The following is a 26,257-nucleotide window of genomic DNA, read 5'->3' on the forward strand; positions in this document are numbered from 1 at the left end:
GGATGGAAGACGAAGGCCTGGATTCGACCTACACGACCATCGAGTCGGTGCCCTACGTCCGGCTGTTCGTGGACCACGGCGAAAGCCCCGTATGGGCCTGGGACGCGGTCGGGTACGCCGAACTCGGGATGCCCGAGGACCTGGAACGCCGGATGCGGGCATGGGAGCGGACGTACCACGCCGGCGGGTGGGAATCCACGGGGTTCCCTCCCGCCACCGTCGTCAACCGCCACCGCGCCGAAGGGGTCCTCGTGGCGCTCCTGCTGGCGGAACACCTGGGACGAACCGTGGCCGTCGAATTCGCGGCCGGAACCGCCGGCGGCGCCAACGCGTGGGACGACGCCACGGTCGCGGAGGGGACCCGGCGGTCCCTCGCCGATCCGGAAATGTTCCATTGCAACGCCCCGGCCCGGAACCCCGCCGTGTCCGCGCGGATCCGCTGGATGCTCCACCACCCCTTCGAGCAGCCGGGCGCGTGAGGCGGACCGCCCCGGGGTCTGGGAGAATGGCGGCGTGACTCCCACACTTCGCCACTTCACGCCCCCCGCGGACACCGGTCCGCGCCGGGTGGTCTTCCTCGGGTCCACGGGATCCATCGGCACGCAGGGCCTCGACGTCGCGGCCAAGTCCCCGGACAGGTTCAGCGTCGCCGCGCTCGCCGGTGGCTCCAACCTGCCGTTGCTGGCCGGGCAGGCCGTCGCCACGCGCGCCGCGGCGGTCGGCGCCGCCCACCCGGACGTCGACGCGCTGCGCGCGGCCATCACCGCTCGCGCGGCGGCGGCGGGCGTCCCGGACTACGCGCCAGAACTCTTCGCCGGCCCCGACGCCGCCTCGGCCATCGCCGCGTGGGAGGACGCCGACGTCGTGCTGAACGGCATCACCGGTTCCATCGGACTGGCGCCGACGCTTGCCGCGCTGCGGGCCGGACACCTGCTGGCGCTCGCCAACAAGGAGTCGCTGATCGTCGGCGGCGCCCTGGTCAAGGACCTCGCGGCGCCCGGCCAGCTGGTGCCCGTCGACTCGGAGCACTCCGCGCTCGCGCAGGCCCTGCGCTCGGGCCGCCCGGAGGAGGTCGCGCGCCTGGTGGTCACGGCCTCCGGGGGGCCGTTCCGCGGACGTCCCCGCGCGGAGCTGGCCGGCGTCACGCCGGCCGAGGCGCTGGCCCACCCCACCTGGGACATGGGCAAGGTGGTCAGCACCAATTCGGCGACAATGGTCAACAAGGCCCTCGAAGTCATCGAGGCGCACCTGCTCTTCGACGTCCCCCTGGAGCGGATCGAAGCCGTGGTGCACCCGCAGTCCGTGGTGCATTCCATGGTGGAGTTCGTCGACGGCTCGACAATCGCCCAGGCCTCCCCGCCGGACATGCGGCTGCCCATCGCGCTGGGTATGGCCTGGCCCGCGCGCGTGCCCGGCGCGTCCACGCCGTGCGACTGGTCCGCCGCGGCCTCCTGGACCTTCGAGCCGCTGGACGAGGAGGCCTTCCCGGCCATCCTGCTCGCCAAGGCCGCGGCCGCGGCGTCCGGCACGCACATGGCCGTCTTCAACGCCGCGAACGAGGAGGCGGTCGCCGCCTTCCACGCGGGCCGGATCGGCTTCCTGGACATCGTCGACAGCGTGGCGGCCGTCGTCTCGGAGTACGACGCCGGTGCGGCCGCCGGTGCGGACCCCACCCTGGAAGCGGTGCTGGCGGCCGAGGATTGGGCACGAAAGAGTGCCCACGAGCGTTTGGGATTGTTGTGACCGTATTGCTTTTCATCGCCGGCGTCGTGATCGTCGCCGTGGGCATCGCCCTGTCCATCGCCCTGCACGAGGTGGGCCACCTCGTCCCCGCCAAGCTGTTCGGCGTTCGCGTCCCGCAGTACATGGTGGGCTTCGGCAAGACCGTGTGGTCCACCCGGCGGGGCGAGACCGAATACGGACTCAAGGCCATCCCGCTGGGCGGCTACGTGTCCATGATCGGCATGTACCCGCCGGCCAAGTCGGGCGAGGGCCAGGTGCGGCAATCCAGCACCGGAATGTTCCAGCAGCTCGCCGACGACGCGCGCAAGGCCGCCGCCGAGCAGTTGCGGCCGGGAGACGAGGACCGCATGTTCCACCGGCTTCCGGTGTGGAAGCGGATCGTCATCATGCTGGGTGGACCGCTGATGAACCTGGTGATCGGAACCCTGCTCATCGCCGTCGTCGTCACCGGGTTCGGGACGGTGCAGGCCACCACGACCGTCTCCGAGGTCTTCCAGTGCGTCGTTACCGACGAGGAACAGGCCGAGCGCGAGCGTCAGGGCGGCACCGACTGCCGCCCCTCGGATCCCGAGGCTCCCGCCTACGCCGCCGGCCTGTTGCCGGGCGACGTCGTCACGTCCTTCGACGGCACCGCCGTCGGCGAGCGGGACTGGATGGAGCTCACGGAAATGATCCGCGCGGCAGCCGGACGCCAGGCGCCGATCACCTATCTGCGGGACGGCGTCGAGCACACGGCAACCATCGAGCCGCTGCTCACCGAACGCCCTGAACTCGACATCAACGGCCGCCCGCTGACGGAGGCCGACGGGACCGTCCAGACGGTCCGGGTGGGCTTCATCGGCATGGGATCCGAACAGCGCCTGATGACCCTGCCGGTGGGGGAAGTCCCCGGACTCGTCGGCGAGAACGTCCGGGTCGTCGCCGGCGTGGTGCTGGACCTGCCGGCGCGCATGGCGGCGGTCGCCCGGGCGGCCTTCTCCGACGCGCCCAGGGACCCCAACGGCCCCATCTCGGTGGTCGGCGTGGGACGCATCGCCGGCGAGGTCAGCGCCATGGAGGAGATTCCGCTCGAGAACCGGTTCGCCACGCTGATCGGTCTCGTCGCGAGCCTGAACATCGCCCTCTTCGTGTTCAACCTGGTTCCCCTGTTGCCGCTGGACGGCGGCCACATTGCCGGAGCGCTCTGGGAGGCGCTGCGGCGCGGGTTCGCCAAGGTGTTCCGCCTGCGGGACCCGGGACCGGTGGACATCGCCAAGCTGTTGCCGGTCACCTACGTCGTGGCCGCCCTCATGTTGGGCATGGGCATATTGTTGATCTATGCGGACATCGTCAAACCGGTGAACATCTTCTGACGGATTTTCACCACATTTGCACCACAGGGGGTACGCCGATGTTGGACACGGACAGGACACGCGAGGGCGAACGGGACGCGGGGAGGTCGCGGCGGCGCCACAACACACGGACGCTCACGGCGGTGTTGGCCGTCTCGGCGCTCGCACTTGCCGGATGCACCTCCGATCCCACCGGCACCGGGGCCGCCGGTGCCGGCAGGACGCGCACCGCCGGGTCGGCGGACGCTGATCCGGCGACGGCCGTACTGCAGCGCCCCCGGGGCGGCATCGAGCGCCTCGCCGGGGACCCCGCCGAGGCAGCCGTTGCGGTCAGCCGGGCCCTGTTCGCCTCGGCGCCGGCCGTCGTCGTCCTCGCCGATGGGGCTGCGGGCGGGGAAACGGACGGCGACGCCGATGGGGATCACGGCGCGGTGCCTGGCCGGGCGGCGGACCGCGCCGTCGAGCTGGGCGTGCCGCTCCTGTTGGTCGCAACCGCCTCCAATGCCGACCCGCACGCGGCCGTCCGCGACGAAATCAAGCGTCTCGGGGCAGGATCCGTGGTGACCTTCGGGACTCCCGACAGCGGTTGGGACGGGTTGCTCGACGGGCTCGGGACAGTCGAAACGGTCGACGGATCGGCCACGGCCGCCGCGGATCTGCCGGACGCGCGGGCATCGACAGCCGGTGGCGCGGACTTCGCCGTCGTCCACCGGGAAGGAAGGGCGGCGACGACCTACGCCGCGGCCCTGGCCACCGCGCGCTCCGCCGGGGCCGGCGTCCACGCACTCGACTCGGCCGACCCCAGGGACGGCGCGGATGACCTGGCGTTCTTCGCGGACCACGCAAAGGCCGCGGTGTACGGCGTCGGACCCGGCCTCGGATCGGCCGGCGATTTCGAGGCTCTGGCGGCCACGGCCGCGGGCGGATCCGAGCTTCCGGGGGGCGGGCAGCTCGTCTTCCCGGGGCGCCGGATGGTGGCGCTCTACGGGCATCCGGAAACGTCCGCGCTGGGAATGCTGGGCGAGCAGGGCGTCGACGCGGCAATCACGCGCGTCAAGGCACTCGCGGCCGAGTACCAGCCGCACAGCGCCGAACCCGTCCAGCCGGCATTCGAGATCATCGCGACCGTGGCCTCCGCCGCCCCGGGCGCGGACGGAAACTACTCGCGCTACACGGACGTCGAGGTCCTGCGGCCCTGGATCGAGGCCGCGGGGGAGGCCGGCGTCTACGTGGTGCTGGATCTGCAGCCGGGCCGCAACGATTTCCTCACCCAGGCCAAGCACTACGAGGAGTTCCTGCGGCTGCCCCACGTCGGGCTGGCCTACGACCCGGAATGGCGGCTGGGTCCGAACCAGCGGCACATGGTCCAGATCGGGACGGTCGACGCGGCCGAGCTGAACGAGGTGAACGCCTGGCTCGCCGGGCTGACGCGCGAGCACGCGCTGCCGCAGAAGGTCGTCGTCCTCCACCAGTTCCAGCTGCGGATGATTGCCGATCGCGGATCCCTGGACACGGGGTACCCGGAACTGGCGCTGGTCCTGCACGCGGACGGGCACGGCACGCCCGGCCAGAAGCTCGAGACCTGGAACGCGCTGCGCCGGGACCTTCCGCCCGGCATCCGGATGGCCTGGAAAAACTTCGTCGACGAGGACTCGCCGACCTTCACTCCCGTCGAAACCTTCACGGAGGTCACACCGAAGCCGTGGTTCGTCTCCTACCAGTAGCCGCTAGTGTTGAAGCATGACCATCTTCGCAGTCGAATACGTCTATGCCGCCGGTACCGAAGCGGCCCGCGACGAGCACCGTCCTGGGCACCGCTCGTTCCTCTCCTCGCTGAAGCGGGACCCGGACGCGGACACGGGCGTGTGGCTCGTCGCCTCCGGACCGTACGCCGACGGCACCGGCGCGCTGCTCATCTTCGGCGCCGGCTCCGAGTCCGAGCTGTTGGCGTCGCTCAAGGACGATCCGTTCAACGCGGAAGGCCTCGTATCGGCGCTGCGTGCTACCGCGTGGGTGCCCGTGACGGGCGAACTCTCCCACCACGCCTGACCCCGCCCGGGCCCCGGCATCCGACGACAGTGGGATACTGGGGGCCGAACCCAACGCACCACCACACCTGGAGGAAGCCTTGACCCCGGTCAGCCTCGGAATGCCCGCCGCACCGCCGCCCACCATCGTTCCGCGGCGCAAGACGCGCCAGATCAAGGTCGGTTCCGTCGGCGTCGGATCGGATTCGCCGATCAGCGTGCAGTCGATGACCACGACGCAGACGACGGACATCAACGCCACCCTGCAGCAGATCGCCGAGCTGACGGCCTCCGGCTGCGACATCGTCCGGGTCGCCTGCCCGACCTCGGACGACGCCGAGGCCCTGCCGATCATCGCGAAGAAGTCGCAGATCCCCGTGATCGCCGACATCCACTTCCAGCCGAAGTACGTCTTCGCCGCGATCGACGCCGGTTGCGCCGCCGTGCGCGTCAACCCGGGCAACATCCGCAAGTTCGACGACCAGGTCAAGCAGATCGCCGACGCCGCTAAGGCCGCCGGCACCTCTATCCGCATCGGCGTCAACGCCGGTTCCCTCGATCCGCGCCTGTTGGAGAAGTACGGAAAAGCGACGCCGGAGGCCCTGGTCGAGTCGGCGGTGTGGGAGGCCTCCCTGTTCGAGGAGCACGACTTCCACGACTTCAAGATCTCGGTCAAGCACAACGACCCGGTGGTCATGGTGCGGGCTTACCAACTGCTGGCCGAGCGCGGCGACTGGCCGCTGCACCTCGGTGTGACCGAGGCGGGACCGGCGTTCCAGGGCACCATCAAATCCGCGACGGCGTTCGGCGCGCTGCTGGCGCAGGGCATCGGCGACACGATCCGCGTCTCGCTCTCCGCCCCTCCCGTGGAGGAAATCAAGGTCGGCAACCAGATCCTGCAGTCGCTGAACCTGCGACCCCGCAAGCTCGAAATCGTCTCCTGCCCCTCCTGCGGACGCGCCCAGGTGGACGTCTACACGCTGGCGGACCAGGTGACCGCCGGCCTGGAGGGCATGGAGGTGCCGTTGCGCGTGGCCGTCATGGGTTGCGTCGTCAACGGTCCGGGAGAGGCCCGCGAGGCAGACCTTGGCGTTGCTTCCGGCAACGGCAAGGGCCAGATTTTCGTCAAGGGCGAGGTCATCAAGACCGTACCCGAAGACCAGATCGTCGAGACGCTGATCGAGGAGGCCATGCGGATCGCCGAAGGCATGGAGGCCCCGGAGGACGGTTCCGCGGCGCAACCGACCGTCAGCGTCTCCTAGCGCGGTAAAAAACGACCCGCGGAGTCATTTTGCGCCGGGGCTGTCCCGCTGGCCCGACTTCTTGAGAGACTGGATCCAGGCGGCGAAACACGCGGCGGAACGGGGACGCGGTGGCGAAGATTCTTTCCAGGGTGGCACCGTGGTTCCCGTCCACTAAGCGGATCGCGGCCGAGGGCGACCAGCTCACGGCCAACGTCCGGGTCCTGGGCCACGCGGATACTACGACCCTGGCCGAGCTCGTGTCGCGGGATCCCGTCGCCAACGTCTTCATGGAAGCCCAACTCGAGGCGACCGGATCGGCGGCACCGACGTCCAGCGGCGGAACCGTGATCGGCCGGTTCGATGGCGCTCGCCTCGACTCCGCCTGCTGGGTCGGGGCCAACCTGGTGCCCATCGAGGCCTCCGCGGAGGCGGCCGTCGAATTCGCCGACGCCGTCCTGCCGCTGGGCCGCCGCTACTCGTCCGTCTTTGGCATGTCCGAGGCCGTCCTCTCCCTGTGGTCGCGGCTGCAGGACGGGCCCCAACGAGCCTTCGACATCCGTGCGCACCAACCGCTGATGGTGTTGGACCGGGTGGCGGGGATCGCCCGGGCCGACGGCCTGCGGACCACGGTCGAGACCGACTACGAGGCGGTCCTGCCGGCATGCGCCAAGATGTTCGAGGAGGAGTTGGGGTATTCGCCGCTGGCCGGCGGGGGAGCCTACTACCGTTCGCGGGTCCGCTCACTCATCCGCCAGGGCCACTCCCTGGTGGAACTCGACGGCGACGGCGAGGTCCTGTTCAAGGCCGAACTGGGCACCGCCTCGACCCGCGCCACCCAGATCCAGGGCGTATGGTTGGAGCCGCGCCACCGGGGACAGGGTCTGGCGGCCCCCTACATGGCGGCGGTCGCGGACTACGCGCTGTCGCTCGCGCCGGTCACCAGCCTCTACGTGAACGACTACAACGCCGCCGCCCTCGCGACCTACCGCAGGGTCGGCTTCCGCCAGTGCGGCGAATTCGCCACGATCCTCTTCTAGCCGCATTCGGCCGCGCCGGGCACAACCGGGTAAATTGGTCTGCGTTCCCTTCGGGAAACACTCCACCGATTGCGGCCCGAGGCCGCGGAAACGGACATCACGCGTGGTCCTTCGACTCTCCACCCTTTTCCTGCGCACGCTTCGCGAAGACCCCGTCGACGCCGAGGTCGCCAGCCACAAGCTGCTGGTGCGCGCCGGCTACATCCGCCGTGCCGCCCCCGGCATCTACACGTGGCTCCCGCTGGGACTGCGCGTCCTGGCCAAGGTGGAGGGCATCGTCCGCGAGGAAATGAACGCCATCGGCGGCCAGGAGGTGCACTTCCCGGCGCTGCTTCCGCGCGAGCCCTACGAGGCCACCAACCGCTGGACCGAGTACGGCGAGGGGCTGTTCCGCCTCCAGGACCGCAAGGGCGCGGACTACCTCCTGGCTCCGACGCACGAGGAGATGTTCACGCTGCTCGTGAAGGACCTGTACAACTCGTACAAGGACCTGCCGGCGTACCTCTACCAGATCCAGAACAAGTACCGCGACGAGGCCCGACCGCGCGCCGGCCTGCTGCGCGGCCGCGAGTTCATCATGAAGGATTCCTACTCCTTCGACATCGACGACGACGGCCTCGAGGAGGCCTACCAGGCGCACCGCGCGGCGTACCTGAAGATCTTCGCGCGGCTGGGCCTGGAGGTCCTGCCGGTCTTCGCCACCGCCGGAGCGATGGGCGGCTCGAAGTCCGAGGAGTTCCTCCATCCGACCGAGGTCGGGGAGGACACGTTCGTCCGTTCGCCGGGCGGCTACTACGCCAACGTCGAAGCCGTCACCACCGTCGTCCCCGATGCCATCGACCACGCCGGCCTTCCGGCCTGCGAAGTCCTGGACACCCCGGACACGCCGACCATCGACACGCTGGTCGCCGCCGCCAACGTCCTGGCACCGCGCGACGGCGGCGCGTGGACTGCCGCCGACACGCTCAAGAACGTCGTGCTGGCGGCCATCCTGCCTACGGGCGAGCGCCACCTGGTGGTCGTCGGGGTGCCCGGGGACCGCGCGGTGGACCTGAAACGCGTGGAGGCGAACATCGCCACGCACCTTCCGATGGGCGGCGAGGTCGGTATCGAGGCCGCCACAGAGGACGACCTGCGGAAGCACCCCGGACTCGTCAAGGGCTACATCGGACCGGGTCAGGGTCTGGAGAACGCAGTGCTCGGCGCCGAGGCATCCACCGGGATCACGTTTCTGGTCGATCCGCGCGTGGTGCCGGGCACCAGCTGGATCACCGGGGCCAACGAGCAAGGCAAGCACGTGTTTGGCCTGGTCGCCGGGCGCGACTTCGGCTGGGACGGCATCATCGAGGCCGTGGACGTCCGCGCAGGCGATCCGGCCCCCGACGGCTCCGGTCCGCTGGAGACCGCCCGCGGCATCGAAATGGGCCACATCTTCCAGCTCGGCCGGAAGTACGCGGAGGCACTGGACCTGAAGGTGTTGGACCGGAACGGAAAGCTCGCGGTCGTCACCATGGGCTCGTACGGGATCGGCGTCACGCGTGCCGTCGCGGCCCTCGCCGAGTCCTACCACGACGGGCGCGGCCTCATGTGGCCGCGCAACGTCGCCCCTGCCGATGTCCACCTCATGGTCACGGGCAAGGGCGAGGACCTCTTCGCCGAGGCCGAGCGCATCGCCGCCGAGCTCGAGGCCCAGGGCATCGAGGTGATTTTCGACGATCGTCCGAAGGTCTCCGCCGGGGTCAAGTTCGGAGACGCCGAGCTGATCGGCGTGCCGACCATCGCCGTCGTCGGACGCGGTTTGGCGGAGGGGCTCATCGAGGTCAAGGACCGCGCCAGCGGAACCGCCGAGAACGTGGCCGTCGCCGACGTCGTCGGCTACCTCGTCTCCGCCGTCCGCGGCTAGGCACCAGTTGCCGGACTGGTTCGCGACGCTGGAGGGGGCCGGCCTGGAGAACATCCAGGCCGGAACCCTCCTGCTGATCCTCCTGGCCGGCCTGGCCGCCGGATGGATCGACGCGGTCGTGGGCGGCGGTGGGCTCCTGCAGCTGCCCGTCCTGCTGCTCGTTCCGGGCATCACGCCCGTCCAGGCGCTCGCCACCAACAAGCTGGGCTCCGTGTTCGGGACGACCACCAGCGCCGTGACCTACTACCGCAGGGCGCACCCGGACCTGCGGACCGCGCTGCCCATGGCCGCAGTGGCCCTGGCCGGCAGCTTCGCGGGGGCGATCGTGGCCACCGTGCTTCCGGCGTCGGTGTTCAAGCCCATCATCGTGGCCGCGCTGGTCGCCGTCGCGCTGTTCACCGCGTTCCGGCCCACCGTCGGCGAACTGACGTCCCTGCGTCATCAGGGAGGCCGGCACTATGCAGCGGCCGGTGTGATCGGACTGGTGATCGGCTTCTACGACGGACTCATCGGCCCGGGCACCGGCTCGTTCCTCGTCATCGCCATGGTGGTGTTCCTCGGATACAACTTCCTGTCCTCCAGTGCCAAGGCGAAGATCGTGAACATGGCGACCAACCTCGGGGCGCTCGCGTTCTTCCTGCCCAGCGGGCACCTCCTCTGGGGACTCGGTCTCGTTCTCGGCGTCGCCAACATGGTCGGCGGGTACATCGGGGCGCGCATGGCGGTGAGCAAGGGCAGCCGCTTCATCAGGGTGGTGTTCCTCGCCGTCGTCGGCGTGCTGATCCTGCGCCTCGGCTACGACGTCCTCCAGGAGAACATCCTCGGAAACGGCTAGCGCCCGGCGCCTGTCCCCGGTTGGACCAGCGGCTTGAGATCGCTTGCCGCGGGCAGGTGCGAGACGTCCAGTCCCGCCAGCGCCGTGGCGACCCACAGGGAACGCTCCGCATCCGGGGCACGACCATGGCGCGTGAACCACAGCGTGTCCTCGACCGCCCGGGCCACGGACCACGCGGCGGCCAGGCCGGCGTCGATCCCCGCCGCGGATCCCAGGATCCGGAGCCTGCCCCGGAGCGCCGCGGCCTGGTTTCTCGGCGGCAGATCGCCCAGCCGGTTGTGCAGCATCGGCAGGACGGCGAACTCGCGGTCGCCGACGATGCCCTGCGGGTCGATTGCCGCGTAGCCGCCGGACGGGCGGGCGAGGACGTTGTGGTAGTTCAGGTCGGCGTGCACCAGGAAATCGTCGGAGTCCCGGCGGGAGACCGCGCCGCGGTACTGGCACACGTCGAGGGCGGCTTCCAGCACTGACCGCGGGAACGGACGGCCCAGTTCCTCCCAGTCCGCGGGAAACTCGTCGTTCCAGCGTTCGGCCAGGGCATCGGTTCGTCCAAACGGCGGCCACACCGGATCGGCCGGAAGCGACAGCCGGGCCATCAACGCGCCCCAATGCCCGCACGCCTCCTCCATCGGGACGGCGCCGAGGTCCGCATCGGGCGCCAGTCGCTCCAGAAGGAGGTCGAAGCCCTCGTGCCGCAGCATCCGCACAGCCCCGTCGCCGGCCCAGATTTCGAGTGCCCACGCCTCGGTGAGCAGGTCGTCGTCGGGAATGGACGCCTTGAGGGCCAGGGGCCGGCCGGTCTCTGAGAGCACCGGGACCACGACCGCAGAGTGCCTGGCCCACCAGGTGCCCGCGTCCGCGTCGTGAACGAGGGACCATCGCGCCATCACCCGGTGCAGGTGGTCGGCCAGCCCGGCCCGCCAGGCCCGTCCCGAGGGAAGGAGCAGTGCGTTGGAGCGCAGCCTGGCCGGCAGCGCGTGCGGTTCCGGTTCCCAACCCATGGCGGTCTCAGGTCAATCCGGGGCGGACGCCCCGCGCCGCGGCGGCCTCGGCGGCGGCGAACGCCTCCGCCGCCACGAGGGGCCGCAGGTCCGCGGGGGCCGCCGCGGCGAGGTCGAGCAGGGCGGCGGCCAGCTGGGCCTCCCCGGCGCCCAGCGCGCGGGACGGATCGGCGTCGAAGTCCGTCGGCACGGTGTAGGCGGCGTGGCGCTGCGGCGGGCATTCCGGCGGAAGCAGTCCCTGTAGCAGCGCGCCCAGCTCCTCGCGCGCGGCCGAGGCCCGCGCGGCAGAAGCGGACGCTTTCCCGGCGGACCGCGCCGCGGCCAGACTGTATGCGTAGGACAGCCGGTAGGACGCGTCGGCGGCCATCGACGCGGCAGGCGTCGGAGCCGCGGAAGGCTCCGCGACCATGCGCGGCAGCGTCTTCGGGGTGGTTTTCGGCGCCTCCGGAAAGGTTTGCGAGACCGTTCCTCCACAGGAACCGGTGGCGATGGAGGTTCCGGCCGCGTCGCGCCACTGCTGTACCGTGGCGCCCCGGGAAGTCGGCGCCTCGGCCACGACGCCGTCGTGGGCCCGCGCCAAGGCGCGGGCCGCGAGCAGTTCCTCGATTCCCGCGCCGAGGAGGACGCGGGAGCGCCGCGACGGCTCCTGGACGGACGCGGCCAGAAGCCGGTTGCCGGATTCCGCGAGGTCGGCGGCAAGATGCGCGGGCGTGTCCGTGCCCGGTCCGCCGGGCTCGGAGCCGAAATCCCCGATGGCCGGCGCCGGTGGTGTGAGCAAATCGACATGGCGTCCCAACACGGTGGAGACGGTGCCCAGCGACGACGCGACGACGTCGGTCCGTGCAGCCGGCGGGTTGCTCCCCGCGGCTCTTCCGGCCGCCGGCTGGGAGGCCGCGGCCACCAGCGCCTCGGTCCTGGCCAACAGCTCTGCGAGGCCCGCCTCGACGGAAGGATCCGGTACCGGTTCGGCATCCGGAACCTCCGGCGCAACGTCCGGAATGGCCCGGGGGGACGGGCCGCCCGTGGTCCCCATGCCGACGACCACAACGGCCACCAGCAGCAGTCCGACGGCGCGGCGCAGCCAGATCAGCGCGCGTCTGGCCGGGTGTCGGCGGGGCGGGGGTGCGGCGGTGTGGGACATCCCCTCGATCATCCCACGCGGCCGGCCCGGTGGGGCCCTTCCGCCCGTGTCCGCAGCGTCGCCGCCGCCCCCGTGCGCGCGACGCGGGAGGGATGCGGAAACGATTTCCCGATAAAGTCGATACTCTTGTTTGCACAACATCATCACGTGGGAGGAAAAAATGCCCGGCCAGCCAGTAGACACCCAGCTCGAGGCCAGCCGCCTCAAGGAGTACCTGGAACCCACGGTTGCCTCCCACGACCTCCATCTGGAGGACGTGGAGGTGCGCGCCGCGGGGGAGAACCGGACCGTCCACGTGGTGGTCGATCTCCGGGAGGGAACCGGCAGCGTCGACCTCGACGCGATTGCGGAGGTCTCGCGCTCGCTCTCCGAGGCCATGGACCGGGACCCGGGGGATGACGGGCGGCCCTACGACCTGGAGGTTTCCTCCTTCGGAGTCGGCCGCCCCCTCACTGAACCGCGGCACTGGCGCCGCAATGTGGGACGGCTGGTCAAGGTCAACCTCATGGGCGAGGAGAACATCTCGGGCCGCCTGGTGGAGGCCACGGACGACGCGATCGTCGTCGTTCCGGACCTGACCGTTAAGAAGGGCATGAAGCCCAAGCAGGGCGAGCCCGCGACGCTGGAGTACGGCCGGATCCGCCGCGGTACGGTCGACGTAGAATTCACCCGTCCGGGGGACCCGGACGCGGAACCGCTGGACATCGACGACGAGGAAGAGGGGGCCTGACATGGATATCGACATGAGTGCGCTTCGCCTGCTGGAACGCGAGCGCGAGATTCCACTCGAGCTGCTGATTCCGACCATTGAACAAGCGCTGGTGATGGCCTACCACAAGTCTCCGGGAGCCATCGAGAAGGCACGGGCCGAGATCGACCGCAAGAGCGGCCACGTGACCATTTGGGCCACTGAGGTCGACGACGAGGGCGGGGACGTCGCGGAATACGACGACACGCCGACCGGATTCGGCCGTATCGCCGCGAGCACGGCCCGCCAGATCATCCTCCAGCGGCTGCGCGACGCGGAGGACGACAACATCCTCGGGCAGTTCCGGGGCAAGGAGGGCGAGCTGGTTTCCGGGCAGATCCAGCAGGGCTCGAACCCCTACATGATCCAGGTGAACTTGGGGACGGTGGAGGCCGTGCTGCCGCCGCCGGAGCAGGTGCCGGGCGAGAAATACACGCATGGCTCCCGCATCCGTGCCTATGTCACCGACGTGCACAAGGGCACGAAGGGCCCCTCCATCACCCTCTCCCGCTCGCATCCGAACCTCGTGAAAAAGCTCTTCGAAATGGAGGTTCCCGAGATCGCGGACAAGTCCGTGGAGATCGTCTCCCTGGCCCGCGAGGCCGGCCACCGTTCGAAGATCGCGGTCCGTGGACGCGTGCCGGGCATCAACGCCAAGGGAGCTTGCATCGGCGAGATGGGCTCACGGGTCCGGGCGGTCATGAACGAGCTCAACGACGAGAAGATCGACATCGTCGACTACAACGAGGATCCGGCGAAGTTCATCGCCAGCGCGCTGTCGCCGTCGCGGGTCAACTCCGTGACCATCGTCGACGCCGCGATCCGGCAGGCGCGCGTGGTGGTTCCCGACTACCAGCTCTCGCTGGCCATCGGCAAGGAAGGGCAAAACGCCCGCCTGGCGGCCAAGCTCACCGGCTGGCGCATCGACATCGTCTCGGACGCCGCGACGTCGGAGTAGGCGGCGTCCCAAAGGACCACGGCGCGGTAGGCGCCCGGTGGGCGGTCTCCGGTGGAGGCCGCCCACCGGTGTTTCCGCTGCGCACCGGGAAGGCCGAAACGCGGTAGACTTGCCAATGGTCCGTATCCGGACCGGTAGCCGGTAGCAGGAGTTATTCCGAACGTGAGCGCGCAAGACGGGCCGCGGCGGACGTGCATCGGATGCCGGGAAACCGGAACACAGGACCAGCTGTTGCGATGGGCGGTGGCGGAAGACGGCTCGAATGCCGTGGTTCCGGATCCCGCTCGTCGCAGGTCCGGCAGGGGTGCGTGGTTGCACCCGTCGCCGGAGTGTTCAGCCCTCGCCGTGAAGCGAAGGGCGTTTTCCAGGGCCTTCAGGGTCCCGGTGGACGCCGTGACGCTCGAGGCGGTGCTGGCGGCACTGGGCACCTCCCCGAACGGGGATGGCGCCGACGCAACCGTCCAACCTGAAAGCGGGTCAGAAAACTGATGGAAACCCGATGAGTGTCAAGCGATGAGCGCCTAGCTATGACTCAGCAGCTAAGTGCAGCATTCGGCCTGCCGTCCGATGACGGCGGCCGCGCAAGCAATAAAACGAGGGTTCGTACCTGGCAGAAGTGAGTGCGGGGCGGACCGAGACAGGAGAAATGTGGCCAAGGTCCGCGTACACGAGCTCGCCAAAGAGCTCGGCATCACTTCGAAGGACGCAGTTGCGAAACTGCAGGAACTGGGCGAATTCGTCCGCTCCGCATCTTCGACCATCGAGGCGCCGGTCGTGAGGAAACTCCGCAACGCCTTCCCCGCCAGCGGCTCGTCCGCTGGCGCTTCGCCCGCCAGCCAGAAGCCGGCAGGCAAACCAGCACCCGCGACGCCAGCGGCTTCGCCGGCCGCCCCCGCGGCTCCGGCCCCCGCCGCACCGGCCGCCCCCGCGGCTCCGGCCCCCGCCGCACCGGCCGCCCCCGCGGCTGCCGCGTCGCAGGCGACCCCTGCGCAGCCGGACAGCAAGCCCGCCGCGGCATCTCCCGAGGCGCTGGCGGCACAGCCGGAGGCACGGGAATCAGGCGAACAGCGTTCCCAGGCTCCGCGGCCCGGATCCCGTCCGGCGCCCGGTGGCAAGCCCGGCGCCCCGCGCCCGGGCAACAACCCCTTCTCCTCGCAGCAGGGCATGCGCGGCGAAGATCGCCCCGGCGGGCCCCGTCCCGGAGCGCCGCGTCCCGGCGCCCGTCCGGGCGCTCCCCGCCCGGGCAACAACCCGTTCTCCTCGCAGCAGGGCATGCGCGGCGGCGCCCCGCGTCCGGGTGCCGCCGGCACCGGCGGTCCCCGTCCGCCGGCCGGCCAGGGCGGGGCCCCGCGCGCCGGAGCCCCGCGTCCGGGCAGTCCGCGCCCTGCCGGCGCCGGCACGGGCGGCCCCCGTCCGGGTGGTCCGCGTCCGACTCCGGGCATGATGCCCAACCGCACCGAGCGCCCGGCGGCCCCCGCCGGCGGACGTCCCGGTGCCCCCGGTCGCGGCGGCGCCCCGGGACGTCCGGGCGGCGCCCCGGGTGGAGCCCCGGCCGGCGGTGGCGGCTTCAAGGGCGGCGCAGGCCGCGGCCGCGGCGGCACGCAGGGCGCCTTCGGCAAGGGAGGCGCCGGCCGAGGCAAGCAGCGCAAGTCCAAGCGCGCGAAGCGCCAGGAGCTCGAGCAGATGAGCGCTCCGTCGCTGGGCGGCGTGAGCGTTCCGCGCGGCAACGGCGAAACCGTCATCCGCCTGCGTCGCGGCGCGTCCATCACGGACTTCGCCGACAAGATCGAGGCGAACCCCGCGGCGCTCGTCACCGTTCTGTTCCACCTGGGCGAGATGGCCACTGCCACCCAGTCACTGGACGAGGCGACGTTCGACGTGCTCGGTGTCGAACTCGGCTACAAGGTCCAGGTCGTGTCGCCGGAGGACGAGGAGCGCGAGCTGCTCGGCTCCTTCGACATCGACCTCGACCAGGAGCTCGAGGACGAGGACGACGACGAACTGATGTCCCGTCCGCCGGTCGTGACCGTCATGGGCCACGTCGACCACGGTAAGACCCGCCTGCTCGACGCGATCCGCAAGACCAACGTCATCGAGGGCGAGGCCGGCGGCATCACCCAGCACATCGGTGCCTACCAGGTCCAGCACGAACACGAGTCCACCGACCGCGCCATCACCTTCATCGACACCCCGGGCCACGAGGCGTTCACCGCCATGCGTGCCCGTGGCGCGAAGGTCACCGACATCGCGGTTCTGGTTGTCGCGGCGGACGACGGCGTGATGCCGCAGACCGTCGAGGCGCTCAACCACGCCCAGGCGGCCAACGTGCCGATCGTCGTCGCGGTGAACAAGATCGACAAGGAGGGCGCGAACCCGGACAAGGTCAAGGGCCAGCTCACCGAATACGGATTGGTTCCCGAGGAGTACGGCGGCGACACCATGTTCGTCCACGTTTCCGCGCTGCGGAACGAGGGCATCGACGAGTTGCTCGACGCCGTCCTGCTCACCGCGGACGCGGCGCTGGACATGCGGGCCAACCCGAACAAGGACGCCCGCGGCATCGCGATCGAGGCCAATCTGGACAAGGGCCGCGGCGCCGTCGCGACCGTCCTGGTGCAGTCCGGAACGCTGAACGTCGGTGACACGATCGTCGCCGGCCAGGCGCACGGCCGCGTCCGTGCGATGTTCAACGAGAAGGGCGAAACCCTCGAGGTCGCCGGGCCGTCGCGTCCGGTCCAGGTCCTGGGCCTGTCGACGGTGCCCCGTGCCGGCGACACGTTCCTGGTCACCTCCGACGAGCGCACCGCGCGTCAGATCGCCGAAAAGCGCGAGGCGGCGGACCGCAACGCCCAGCTCGCCAAGCGCCGCAAGCGCATCACGCTCGAGGACTTCGACCAGGCCGTCGCCGACGGCAAGATCGACACCCTCAACCTCATCCTCAAGGGCGACGTTTCCGGTGCCGTGGAGGCCCTCGAGGACTCCCTGCTCAAGATCGACGTCGGCGAGGGCGTGCAGCTGCGGGTCATCCACCGCGGCGTCGGCGCCATCACCCAGAACGACGTCAACCTGGCGACCGTGGACAACGCGATCATCATCGGATTCAACGTCAAGCCGGCCGAACGCGTTGCCGACCTGGCCGACAAGGAGGGCGTCGACATGCGCTTCTACTCGGTCATCTACGGAGCCATCGATGACATCGAGCTGGCGCTGAAGGGCATGCTGAAGCCCGAGTACGAAGAGGTCCAGCTCGGATCGGCGGAGGTCCGCGAGGTCTTCCGCTCGTCCAAGTTCGGCAACATCGCCGGCTCGATCGTCCGGACCGGGGTCATCCGACGCAACGCCAAGGCGCGCGTCACCCGCGACGGCAAGGTCATCGGCGAGGGTCTCACCGTTGACTCGCTGAAGCGCTTCAAGGACGACGCCACCGAGGTCCGCACGGACTTCGAGTGCGGCATCGGCCTGGGATCGTTCAACGACGTCAAGGAAGGCGACTTCATCGAGACGTACGAGATGCGCGAGAAGCCGCGCGTCTAACGGTCCGAGTGCGCCGACGACGGCGGACACCGCCACGGTGGTGTCCGCCGTCGTCGTCACTGGTAGTTTTCGAAAAACAGACATTCCCTAAGGAGGGACCATGGCCGATCCGGCCCGCGCGGCCAGGCTCGCGCAACGCATCAAGGTCGTCGTCGCCCAGTCTCTGGGCAAGGTCGTGAAGGACCCGCGCGTCGAGGGCGTCACCGTCACCGACGCACGTGTGACCAACGACCTGCAGCACGCGACCATCTACTACACCGTCTTCGGTGACGACGAGGCCAAGGAAGGCGCCCGTGCGGCGCTGGCTAAAGCCAAGGGCGTGCTTCGCAAGGAGGTCGGCCGCAACGTGACCGTTCGGCTGACTCCGGACCTGGAGTTCGTCGCCGACGAGATTCCGGTCAACGCCTCGCACCTCGAGGAGGTCCTTCGGGCCGCCAAGGAACGCGACGCCGAGGTGGCGGCCCTCGCACAGGGAGCCCGCCACGCGGGCGAGGCCGACCCGTACAAGCGGGACGAGGACGACGACCTCGACTCCGACGGCGAAGCCGCGGACGGCGACGTACGGGCGTAGCCCGAATCAACGCCGAAGTCCGGCCCCGGGGACAGCCCCGGGGCCGGACTTCGTTGTTTTCCGGACCGCGAACCCCGCGTCGACGGGTGGAGTGGCCGGTGCACCTATACTGGGGTGCGTGAAAACAGGTCGCGGCAGCACGCCGGAAAGCGCAGGCTCCGGTCTGGTCATCGTCGACAAGCCGCAGGGGTGGACCAGCCACGACGTGGTTGGCCGGACCCGGCGGCTCGCGGGAACGCGGAAGGTCGGCCATGCCGGAACGCTCGACCCCATGGCGACCGGGGTGCTGGTCGTAGGCGTCAACAAGGCGACGCGGCTGCTCACCTACATCGTGGGCGCGGCCAAGACGTACGAGGCGACCATCCGCCTGGGGGAAAGCACCGTCACGGACGACGCGGAGGGCGAGATCCTGCAGGCACGCATCGCCGCCGCCGTCACCGAGGACATGATCGCCGCCGGCGTCGCGGGCCTCACCGGCGACATCTCGCAGGTTCCCTCGAGCGTCAGTGCCATCAAGGTCGACGGCGTACGCTCCTATGCGCGGGTCCGCAAGGGCGAGGACGTGTCGCTGGCCGCCCGGCCCGTGACCGTGTCCCGCTTCGAGGTGCACGACATACGCCGCGAGCGCGCCGGCAAGGTGCTCGACGTCGACGTCACGGTCGGGTGTTCCTCCGGCACCTACATCCGGGCCCTGGCGCGAGACCTCGGCGAAGTGCTCGGTGTCGGCGGCCACCTGACCGCGCTACGCCGCACCGAGGTGGGCCCGTACGGGATCGACCGGGCGCGCACCATGGAGCAGTTGGCCGAGGACCTCGTCATGCTTCCGCTGGACGACGCCGCCCGCGCGTTGTTCCCGAACCGGGAGCTGACGACGGAGGAGACCACCGAGCTCTCCTTCGGCCGACGCGTCGCGCCGAATCCGGACCCGGCCGTCACGGCGGCGTTCGCGCCGGGCGGGGGACTGGTCGCCCTCCTGAAGAACAAGGGCGACGCCGCGAAGCCCGAGATCGTCTTCGCAACCGCCTGATCCCGGCCGCCCGCGCACGTCCTACGCCACCCCCCACCCACGAAAGGTTCCACACCGTGATTGTCGACGGCCTCTTCATTGCCGGGGCCGTTGTCTGCGCCCTGTCGGTGGTCCTCGGCGTGGTTGCGGCGATCATCCGCGACCACCCGGACGACTACGCGATTCTCGGCGTTGCCGCCGTCGAGCTGTTTCTGGTGGTCTACGGCATTGCCGCGGCCGTCCGGCAGGCCCAGGGAGAGGCGCTTGCGGGCGCGCCCTGGGAGTTCTGGGGGTACGTGGCGACCGCCCTGCTGCTCCCGATCCTGGCGTTCGTCTGGGCGGTCTCGGACAGGTCGCGGTGGTCCAACGTGGTGCTCGCGGCCGCGGGGGCCACGGTCTTCGTGATGCTTTACCGCATGGAACAGATTTGGGACGGAGGGGGCCCGGCATGAGCAGGAGAATCATCTCCGCGGCCTCCCGGGGCAGGCCGGAACAGACCGGCGGGCCGGGGGAGGCGACCCGCGGCACGGGGCTGGGGCGAATCATCGTGGCCGTCTACGGGATCCTGGCGCTCGCGGCGACGGTCCGCGCCGTCTACCAGATCCTGGCCGAGTTCGACGAGGCCCCGCTGGCCTACACGCTCAGCCTCTTCTCCGGCCTGGTGTACATCCTGGCGACCGTTACGCTCGCCGGCAGCGGCCGGAGGACGTGGGCCTGGTCCGTGGCCGCCGTGTCGGTCGAGTTGATCGGCGTCGTGGTGGTCGGGGTCCTGTCGCTCACGATCCCCGGCCACTTCGCGCACGCCTCCGTGTGGTCCGGGTTCGGGTCCGGATACGGCTACATACCGCTCGTCCTGCCCGTGGTCGGGTTGTGGTGGCTCTTCCGCCACCGCCCGGTGCGCCACTGACGGAAAACCGCCGGTGGCGGGGCGCCGAATGTGTCCGCGGGCCCCGATCGGCCATAATGAAACAGGCGTCTGACCGCCGCCCCGCATGTCCGACCCACGAAGGAGCGCAGTGCACTACTGGAAAGGCCTGGAGGCAGTGCCCGCGGGTTACGGACCGTCGGTGGTCACCATCGGCAATTTCGACGGCGTTCACCGCGGCCACCGGGCAGTGCTCGGAACACTGGTCGCCGAGGCGCGGGGGCACCAGGCATCCGCCGTCGCCATCAGTTTCAACCCCCACCCGGCGCAGGTCCACCGGCCGGAGACGTGTCCGCCGCTCATCATGGGCGTCGAGGACCGCATCGACTCCCTCGCGGCCACGGGCATCGACGCCCTGCTGATGGTTCGTTACACCCTCGAATTCGCGCAGGCCTCCGCCGAGGAGTTCGTGAAGGACCTGATCGTGGACCGGCTGGGGGCCAAGGCCGTGGTCGTCGGACACGACGTCAGATTCGGCCGCGCGAATGAAGGCGATTTCGCCACGATGCTCGAGTTGGGGGTGCGGCACGGGTTCGAGGTCATCGGCATCGACGACATCGGAGAGGATCGCCGCTGGTCCTCCACCTGGATCCGCGAGGCACTCGTGAACGGCGACGTGCGCCTGGCAGGCGACATCCTCGGGCGTCCACACCGGATGCGCGGCGAGGTCGTACACGGCGCGGCGCGCGGACGCGAGCTCGGGTTTCCCACCGCCAACCTCTCCACGGACGCCTCCGGCATCATCCCGGCCGACGGGGTCTACGCCGGATGGCTCGTGGATGAGGCGGAGGTCCGCTGGCCCGCCGCCATCTCCGTGGGATCGAACCCGACGTTCGAGGGCGTGAGCCGCCAGGTGGAGGCGCACGTGATCGACCGCCCGGCCGAATCGGTGGAGGACTTCGACCTGTACGGCCAGCAGGTGGTCGTGGAGTTCGTCGCCCGGCTTCGTCCCATGGTGGCCTACCGCGGGGTAGAGGCCCTGGTCGACCAGATGCGCGACGACGTCGTCCACGCGCGCGCCGTACTCGCCGGTGACTGAGGCACGCCCCGCCGGCGGCACCGTCCCGAACCTCCCCGGACGGGCCCCGGAGATCGGCGAGGCCGCGCGCCGCGAGTTCGGCGCCGCGTTCCGCGCCGGCGCCCAACACTACGACGCGGTGCGGCCCTCCTATCCGGAAGCGGCGGTCGACTTCATGCTGCCGGACGGAGCCCGCGACGCCGTGGACATCGGAGCCGGCACGGGCATCCTCACGGAACTCGTGGCGGCCCGCGGGTTGGCCGCCACGGCCGTCGATCCGTCCGCGGACATGCTGGGCCGGCTGCGGCGCAAACTCCCCGGGGTTGAGACCGTGGAGGCCACCGCCGAGGCCACCGGGCTGGCTGCGGCGGCCTTCGACGTCGTGTTGTGTGCGCAGGCCTGGCATTGGGTCGACCCGGAGCAGGCGTCGACGGAGGCAGCACGGCTCCTGCGTCCCTCGGGTAACCTGTCGCTGGTCTGGAACCAATTGGACGTCACCGTGCCGTGGGTCCACCGGCTGAGCCGCATCATGCACGCGGGCGACGTCCACCGCCCCGGGTTCCGCCCCCGCATCGGACCCGAATTCACGGAACCCGAGCCCCTGCACATCCAGTGGGAGCAGTCGGTGGTTCCCGAGGACCTGCTGGGACTGGCCCGCAGCCGCAGCTATTACCTGCGGGCCGCCGAGACCGTCCGGGAGAAGGTCGAGGCCAACCTGCGCTGGTATCTCCTCGAGCACCTCGGACACCATCCGGACGAGCCGTTGGGACTGCCGTACCGCACCCATGCCTGGCGCTCCGTCAGGCTCTAGCGGACGGCGGACGGTGGCAGCCGGCACGGCTCCCGGTGCTAGACTTGACGACGGTGCCCGCTGCAGTCCGCGGTTGCGTGGCATCCTTCCGGCAACGGTTGTTCTTTGTTCGCGGTACAACTCTAGGAGTTCATGTGGCCCTCGACGCCGCTGTAAAAACGGAAATCATCAAGGCCTACGCCACGCACGAAGGCGACACCGGTTCGCCGGAGGTCCAGATTGCCGTGATGTCCCGTCGCATCCTCGATCTGACGGAACACCTCAAGTCGCACAAGCACGACCATCACACCCGCCGTGGCCTCATGGCCCTCGTCGGACGTCGTCGTCGTATGCTCGGCTACCTGAAGGACACCGACATCGGACGCTACCGCGCGCTCATCGAGCGCATCGGTCTGCGCCGCTAGCACGACCCCTGGGGCGCCCCTCCGGCCGGTGAATCCGGCGGGGGGACGCCTCGCCCCCGGTGGAGGCAACACGCCCGCCGCCGAATCAGCAAAACACCAGGAGCCAATCCGCATCACACGCATTCGCGGTCCTCGGTAGTGGTCCACGGGAATCCGGCATGACGCCGGGGCGCCCGTGGGCCTCGATCGAAGACCGGGTGCAGCCTCCGGTCGACCCGGAGAAGATGCCGGTTGCCTCCGCAACCAAAGAAACGGAGGTGACTCTCCATGGAGGGTCCCGAAATCCAGTTCGCCGAAGCCGTTATCGACAACGGCCGCTACGGTCAGCGCACCATCCGCTTCGAGACCGGCCGCCTTGCCCAGCAGGCCGCCGGCGCGTCGCTCGTTTCCATCGACGACGACACCTCGATGCTTTCCGCCACCACCGCGGGAAAGCACCCCCGCGAGGGCTTTGACTTCTTCCCGCTGACCGTGGACGTGGAAGAGCGCATGTACGCCGCCGGCCGCATCCCGGGCAGCTTCTTCCGCCGCGAGGGACGTCCGTCCACGGAGGCCATCCTGGCCTGCCGCCTGATGGACCGCCCGCTGCGCCCGGCCTTCGTCAAGGGTCTGCGCAACGAGGTGCAGGTCGTCGTGACGATCCTGTCCATCAACCCGGACGACCTCTACGACGTCGTGGCGATCAACGCCTCCTCGATGTCCACCCAGCTTTCCGGCCTGCCGTTCTCCGGCCCGATCGGCGGCGTCCGCGTCGCACTGGTCGACGACGGCAACGGTGCCCAGTGGGTCGCCTTCCCGAAGCACTCCCAGCTGGAGAACGCCGTGTTCTCGATGGTTGTCGCTGGCCGCATCGCCGGCGACGACGTCGCGATCATGATGGTCGAGGCCGAGGCCACGGACAACTCGTGGACGCTCATCAAGGAGCGCGGCGCCACGGCACCGACCGAAGAGGTCGTCGCCGAGGGCCTCGAGGCCGCCAAGCCGTTCATCAAGGTGCTGTGCGACGCGCAGTCGGACCTGGCCGGCCGCGCCGCCAAGCCCACCGTCGAGTTCCCGGTCTTCAAGGACTACGAGGACGACGCGTTCGCCGCGGTCGAGTCGCTGGCCACGGCCAAGCTGACCGAGATCTTCGCCATCGCGGACAAGCAGGACCGCGACAACGCCTCCGGCGCCTACCGCGACGAGGTCGTGGCGCAGTTGGCCGGCGAGGGCAAGGAGTTCGAGGCGCGTGCCGGCGAAATCTCCAAGGCCTTCGGCGCGGTCACCAAGCAGGTGGTGCGCCAGCGCATCCTCAAGGACCAGATCCGTATCGACGGTCGCGGCCTGACGGACATCCGTCAGCTCACGGCCGAGGTCGAGGTGCTGCCGCGCGTGCACGGCTCCGCGATCTTCGAGCGCGGCGAAACCCAGATCATGGGTGTCACCACGCTGAACATGCTCAAGATGGAGCAGCAGATCGACTCGTTGTCGCCGGTGACGCGCAAGCGCTACATGCACAACTACAACTTCCCGCCGTACTCCACCGGCGAGACCGGCCGCGTCGGTTCGCCGAAGCGCCGCGAAATCGGCCACGGCGCCCTCGCGGAGCGTGCCCTCGTGCCGGTGCTGCCGTCGCGCGAGGAGTTCCCGTACGCGATCCGCCAGGTCTCCGAGGCGCTGAGCTCCAACGGGTCCACCTCGATGGGCTCCGTCTGCGCTTCCACGCTGTCGATGCTCAACGCCGGTGTGCCGCTGCGTGCGCCGGTCGCCGGCATCGCCATGGGCCTGGTCTCCGACCAGGTAGACGGCCAGACCCGCTACGCGGCGCTGACCGACATCCTGGGCGCCGAGGACGCCATGGGCGACATGGACTTCAAGGTCGCCGGCACCTCCGAGTTCGTCACGGCGATCCAGCTGGACACGAAGTTGGACGGCATCCCGGCCTCCGTGTTGGCGGCGGCCCTGAAGCAGGCCCGCGAGGCGCGCCTGCACATCCTCTCCGTCATCAACTCGGCGATCGACACGCCGGACGAACTCTCCGAGTTCGCCCCGCGCATCATCTCCGTGAAGATCCCGGTGGACAAGATCGGCGAGGTCATCGGCCCGAAGGGCAAGATGATCAACCAGATCCAGGAGGACACCGGCGCCGACATCTCGATCGAGGACGACGGCACGGTCCTGATCGGCGCGACCAACGGCGAATCCGCGGAGGCCGCCCGCTCGGCGATCAACGCCATCGCCAACCCGATGGTGCCGGAGGTCGGCGAGCGCTACCTCGGAACCATCGTGAAGCTGACCACCTTCGGTGCGTTCGTTTCGCTCACCCCGGGCAAGGACGGCCTGTTGCACATCTCGGAGCTGCGCAAGCTCTCCGGGGGCAAGCGCGTGGACGACGTCGAGGACGTCGTGTCCGTGGGCCAGAAGCTCCAGGTGGAAATCACCAAGGTCGACGACCGCGGAAAGCTCTCGCTCGCCCCGGTTGTCGCCGAGGAAGCCGCCGTCTCCGTGGACGCCGCGGAGTAGGTAAGCAACCAACGATGGCAATGATTCCTCTGCCGCTCAACGGCTCGGGAATGTCCCCGGCCCCGGTGGGCAGGCGTGCGCCCGAAATCGGAGCGCACGCCCCCATCGAGGCCGGGGACCCCACGATCCTGCACGGGGAGGCCGGAGGGGCGCTGGTGCGCCGCTCCGTCCTCCCCGGCGGGGTCCGGGTCCTGACCGAGGCCATGCCCGGACAACGCTCCGCCACGATCGGATTCTGGATCGGTGTCGGTTCGCGCGACGAGGCCGATGGCCAACACGGCTCGACCCACTTCCTGGAGCACCTGCTGTTCAAGGGCACCAGCCGCCGCACGGCGCTGGAGATCGCCTCGGCCTTCGACGAGGTCGGCGGCGAATCCAACGCGGCCACCGCGAAGGAAAACACCTGCTATTTCGCGCGTGTTCTCGATTCGGACCTCGCGCTGGCCATCGACGTCATTGCCGACATGGTCACCTCCGCGGTGCTCGACCCGGACGAGCTCGAGCAGGAACGCGACGTCATCCTCGAGGAGATCGCCATGGACGGCGACGACCCCGGCGATGTCGCCCACGAAAAGTTTGTCGCCGCCGTGCTGGGGGAGCACCCCCTGGGGCGCCCCATCGGCGGCACCCCCGAGGCCATCATGGCCGTTCCCCGCGCCTCCGTCGTGGACCACTACGCGCGGTACTACAAGCCCAGCGAGCTGGTGGTCACCGCAGCGGGGTCCCTGGACCACGACGACGTCTGCCGGCAGGTCATGGACGCCCTCGTCACGGCCGGGTGGAGCCTCGAGGAGGGCGCGAGCCCCGAGCCGCGGCGCGCCACGGAGCCCGCCGCCATCCGCGGACAGCACACGGTCGACGTCGTCCGCCGCCCCGTGGAGCAGACCAACATCATCATGGGCTGTCCCGGTATCGTGGCGACCGACGCGCGCCGTTACACCATGAGCGTCCTGAACGCCGTGCTGGGGGGCGGAATGTCCTCCAGGCTCTTCCAGGAGATCCGCGAGAAGCGCGGCCTGGTGTATTCGACGTATTCCTTCTCCGCGGCCTACTCGGACGCCGGCTACTTCGGCATGTACGCCGGGTGCTCGCCGGCCAAGACCGGGCAGGTCATCCGGCTGCTCGGCCACGAACTCGACCAGCTGGCCGAGCACGGCATCAGCGACGAGGAGCTCCGCAAGGCCGTGGGCCAGCTATCCGGCGGCATGGTCCTGGCGCTGGAGGACCCGGGCTCGCGCATGTCCCGGCTGGGGCGGGCCGAACTGGTCACCGGCGTATTCCACGACATCGACGATTCGCTCGCCCGGATCAAGGCGGTCACCGCGGACCAGGTCCGGGAACTGGCCCGCGAACTGGCCGGACGTCCGCGAACCGTCACGGTGGTCGGCCCGTTCGACAGTCCGGCCGATTTCGGTATGTAACAGCTCCGTGTTTGCCGTCACGAAGTCGGTCGGTAAAGGTGTTTGGGTCGATGCTGGAGGAGCCGCGAACGCGGCCACGATACCAGCACCGCACCGA

Annotated in this window: 24 protein-coding genes; 22 read left to right on the forward strand and 2 right to left on the reverse strand. The window is 69.9% G+C overall.

Going from position 1 to position 26,257, the window contains the following annotated elements; all coding sequences use genetic code 11:
- Window positions 1-2 precede the first annotated feature (2 nt).
- The 9 genes from ACHAAJ_RS00540 to ACHAAJ_RS00580 all read left to right on the forward strand — a co-directional run bounded on the left by ACHAAJ_RS00540 (window position 3) and on the right by ACHAAJ_RS00580 (window position 10,120).
- A complete protein-coding gene (locus tag ACHAAJ_RS00540) occupies window positions 3-479 on the forward strand; it encodes an immunity protein CdiI family protein (protein WP_435725876.1) in 477 nt (158 codons plus the stop codon).
- Between the two features lie 34 nt (window positions 480-513).
- Entirely contained in the window at window positions 514-1,743 is a 1,230-nt protein-coding gene (gene dxr / locus ACHAAJ_RS00545; RefSeq protein ID WP_435725878.1) for a 1-deoxy-D-xylulose-5-phosphate reductoisomerase, read from the forward strand.
- Window positions 1,740-3,095, forward strand: a complete 1,356-nt coding sequence (locus ACHAAJ_RS00550) for a M50 family metallopeptidase (RefSeq protein WP_435725879.1) — start codon at window positions 1,740-1,742, stop codon at window positions 3,093-3,095. Before dxr ends, ACHAAJ_RS00550 begins: the two co-directional genes overlap by 4 nt.
- A gap of 38 nt (window positions 3,096-3,133) precedes the next feature.
- Window positions 3,134-4,798 (forward strand): hypothetical protein, encoded by a 1,665-nt coding sequence (locus ACHAAJ_RS00555; RefSeq protein WP_435725881.1) that lies wholly within the window; start codon window positions 3,134-3,136, stop codon window positions 4,796-4,798.
- Window positions 4,799-4,814: 16 nt separating this feature from the next.
- Window positions 4,815-5,123 (forward strand): YciI family protein, encoded by a 309-nt coding sequence (locus ACHAAJ_RS00560; RefSeq protein WP_435725883.1) that lies wholly within the window; start codon window positions 4,815-4,817, stop codon window positions 5,121-5,123.
- 79 nt (window positions 5,124-5,202) lie between these two features.
- Window positions 5,203-6,363: a flavodoxin-dependent (E)-4-hydroxy-3-methylbut-2-enyl-diphosphate synthase gene (gene ispG, locus ACHAAJ_RS00565; protein WP_435725885.1), complete on the forward strand. Its 1,161-nt coding sequence runs from the start codon at window positions 5,203-5,205 to the stop codon at window positions 6,361-6,363.
- A 131-nt stretch (window positions 6,364-6,494) separates the two neighbouring features.
- Complete coding sequence (locus ACHAAJ_RS00570; protein WP_435725887.1) at window positions 6,495-7,382, forward strand: GNAT family N-acetyltransferase; 888 nt, start codon at window positions 6,495-6,497, stop codon at window positions 7,380-7,382.
- 103 nt (window positions 7,383-7,485) lie between these two features.
- Window positions 7,486-9,285 (forward strand): proline--tRNA ligase, encoded by a 1,800-nt coding sequence (locus tag ACHAAJ_RS00575; RefSeq protein WP_435725888.1) that lies wholly within the window; start codon window positions 7,486-7,488, stop codon window positions 9,283-9,285.
- 7 nt (window positions 9,286-9,292) lie between these two features.
- A complete protein-coding gene (locus ACHAAJ_RS00580; RefSeq protein ID WP_435725890.1) occupies window positions 9,293-10,120 on the forward strand; it encodes a sulfite exporter TauE/SafE family protein in 828 nt (275 codons plus the stop codon).
- Here the strand turns inward: ACHAAJ_RS00580 and ACHAAJ_RS00585 are convergent.
- Window positions 10,117-11,121, reverse strand: a complete 1,005-nt coding sequence (locus ACHAAJ_RS00585) for an aminoglycoside phosphotransferase family protein (protein ID WP_435725892.1) — start codon at window positions 11,119-11,121, stop codon at window positions 10,117-10,119. The genes ACHAAJ_RS00580 and ACHAAJ_RS00585 overlap by 4 nt on opposite strands.
- A gap of 7 nt (window positions 11,122-11,128) precedes the next feature.
- Window positions 11,129-12,262 (reverse strand): hypothetical protein, encoded by a 1,134-nt coding sequence (locus tag ACHAAJ_RS00590; RefSeq protein WP_435725894.1) that lies wholly within the window; start codon window positions 12,260-12,262, stop codon window positions 11,129-11,131.
- 160 nt (window positions 12,263-12,422) lie between these two features.
- Here ACHAAJ_RS00590 and rimP point away from each other — a divergent pair, with 160 nt between their 5' ends.
- The 13 genes from rimP to ACHAAJ_RS00655 all read left to right on the forward strand — a co-directional run bounded on the left by rimP (window position 12,423) and on the right by ACHAAJ_RS00655 (window position 26,160).
- A complete protein-coding gene (rimP, locus tag ACHAAJ_RS00595) occupies window positions 12,423-12,992 on the forward strand; it encodes a ribosome maturation factor RimP (RefSeq protein ID WP_435725896.1) in 570 nt (189 codons plus the stop codon).
- A gap of 1 nt (window position 12,993) precedes the next feature.
- Complete coding sequence (gene nusA / locus ACHAAJ_RS00600) at window positions 12,994-13,968, forward strand: transcription termination factor NusA (protein ID WP_435725898.1); 975 nt, start codon at window positions 12,994-12,996, stop codon at window positions 13,966-13,968.
- 162 nt (window positions 13,969-14,130) lie between these two features.
- Entirely contained in the window at window positions 14,131-14,457 is a 327-nt protein-coding gene (locus ACHAAJ_RS00605) for a YlxR family protein (protein WP_435725899.1), read from the forward strand.
- 159 nt (window positions 14,458-14,616) lie between these two features.
- Entirely contained in the window at window positions 14,617-17,502 is a 2,886-nt protein-coding gene (gene infB, locus ACHAAJ_RS00610; protein ID WP_435725901.1) for a translation initiation factor IF-2, read from the forward strand.
- A 100-nt stretch (window positions 17,503-17,602) separates the two neighbouring features.
- A complete protein-coding gene (rbfA, locus tag ACHAAJ_RS00615) occupies window positions 17,603-18,073 on the forward strand; it encodes a 30S ribosome-binding factor RbfA (RefSeq protein WP_435725903.1) in 471 nt (156 codons plus the stop codon).
- A gap of 118 nt (window positions 18,074-18,191) precedes the next feature.
- Window positions 18,192-19,100 carry a tRNA pseudouridine(55) synthase TruB gene (gene truB / locus ACHAAJ_RS00620; protein WP_435725905.1) on the forward strand — a complete coding sequence of 303 codons (909 nt, stop codon included), beginning with the start codon at window positions 18,192-18,194 and terminating at the stop codon, window positions 19,098-19,100.
- Between the two features lie 56 nt (window positions 19,101-19,156).
- A complete protein-coding gene (locus ACHAAJ_RS00625) occupies window positions 19,157-19,531 on the forward strand; it encodes a hypothetical protein (protein WP_435725907.1) in 375 nt (124 codons plus the stop codon).
- On the forward strand, window positions 19,528-19,986 hold the full coding sequence (locus tag ACHAAJ_RS00630) for a hypothetical protein (protein WP_435725908.1): 459 nt from the start codon (window positions 19,528-19,530) through the stop codon (window positions 19,984-19,986). The genes ACHAAJ_RS00625 and ACHAAJ_RS00630 overlap by 4 nt, the downstream gene beginning before the upstream one ends.
- 109 nt (window positions 19,987-20,095) lie before the next feature.
- Window positions 20,096-21,043: a bifunctional riboflavin kinase/FAD synthetase gene (locus tag ACHAAJ_RS00635; protein ID WP_435725910.1), complete on the forward strand. Its 948-nt coding sequence runs from the start codon at window positions 20,096-20,098 to the stop codon at window positions 21,041-21,043.
- Entirely contained in the window at window positions 21,036-21,833 is a 798-nt protein-coding gene (locus ACHAAJ_RS00640) for a class I SAM-dependent methyltransferase (protein ID WP_435725912.1), read from the forward strand. Before ACHAAJ_RS00635 ends, ACHAAJ_RS00640 begins: the two co-directional genes overlap by 8 nt.
- Before the next feature lie 134 nt (window positions 21,834-21,967).
- A complete protein-coding gene (gene rpsO, locus ACHAAJ_RS00645) occupies window positions 21,968-22,237 on the forward strand; it encodes a 30S ribosomal protein S15 (protein ID WP_435725914.1) in 270 nt (89 codons plus the stop codon).
- Window positions 22,238-22,504: 267 nt separating this feature from the next.
- Window positions 22,505-24,739 (forward strand): polyribonucleotide nucleotidyltransferase, encoded by a 2,235-nt coding sequence (locus ACHAAJ_RS00650; RefSeq protein ID WP_435725916.1) that lies wholly within the window; start codon window positions 22,505-22,507, stop codon window positions 24,737-24,739.
- 14 nt (window positions 24,740-24,753) lie between these two features.
- A complete protein-coding gene (locus ACHAAJ_RS00655) occupies window positions 24,754-26,160 on the forward strand; it encodes a M16 family metallopeptidase (protein WP_435725918.1) in 1,407 nt (468 codons plus the stop codon).
- The last annotated feature ends 97 nt before the right edge of the window (window positions 26,161-26,257 follow it).

It is taken from the genome of Arthrobacter arnarulunnguaqae (assembly GCF_051262515.1).
GTDB lineage: Bacteria > Actinomycetota > Actinomycetes > Actinomycetales > Micrococcaceae > Arthrobacter_N.

Bases quoted from the DNA above. Each gene is read 5' to 3' on its own strand.
- ACHAAJ_RS00560 (WP_435725883.1), top strand. From the start codon at position 4,815: ATGACCATCTTCGCAGTCGAATACGTCTATGCCGCCGGTACCGAAGCG.
- ACHAAJ_RS00540 (WP_435725876.1), top strand. From the start codon at position 3: ATGGAAGACGAAGGCCTGGATTCGACCTACACGACCATCGAGTCGGTG.
- rimP (WP_435725896.1), top strand. From the start codon at position 12,423: ATGCCCGGCCAGCCAGTAGACACCCAGCTCGAGGCCAGCCGCCTCAAG.
- ACHAAJ_RS00590 (WP_435725894.1), bottom strand. From the start codon at position 12,262: ATGTCCCACACCGCCGCACCCCCGCCCCGCCGACACCCGGCCAGACGC.
- ACHAAJ_RS00655 (WP_435725918.1), top strand. From the start codon at position 24,754: ATGGCAATGATTCCTCTGCCGCTCAACGGCTCGGGAATGTCCCCGGCC.
- ACHAAJ_RS00555 (WP_435725881.1), top strand. From the start codon at position 3,134: ATGTTGGACACGGACAGGACACGCGAGGGCGAACGGGACGCGGGGAGG.
- ACHAAJ_RS00630 (WP_435725908.1), top strand. From the start codon at position 19,528: ATGAGCAGGAGAATCATCTCCGCGGCCTCCCGGGGCAGGCCGGAACAG.
- nusA (WP_435725898.1), top strand. From the start codon at position 12,994: ATGGATATCGACATGAGTGCGCTTCGCCTGCTGGAACGCGAGCGCGAG.
- rbfA (WP_435725903.1), top strand. From the start codon at position 17,603: ATGGCCGATCCGGCCCGCGCGGCCAGGCTCGCGCAACGCATCAAGGTC.
- ACHAAJ_RS00650 (WP_435725916.1), top strand. From the start codon at position 22,505: ATGGAGGGTCCCGAAATCCAGTTCGCCGAAGCCGTTATCGACAACGGC.
- ACHAAJ_RS00585 (WP_435725892.1), bottom strand. From the start codon at position 11,121: ATGGGTTGGGAACCGGAACCGCACGCGCTGCCGGCCAGGCTGCGCTCC.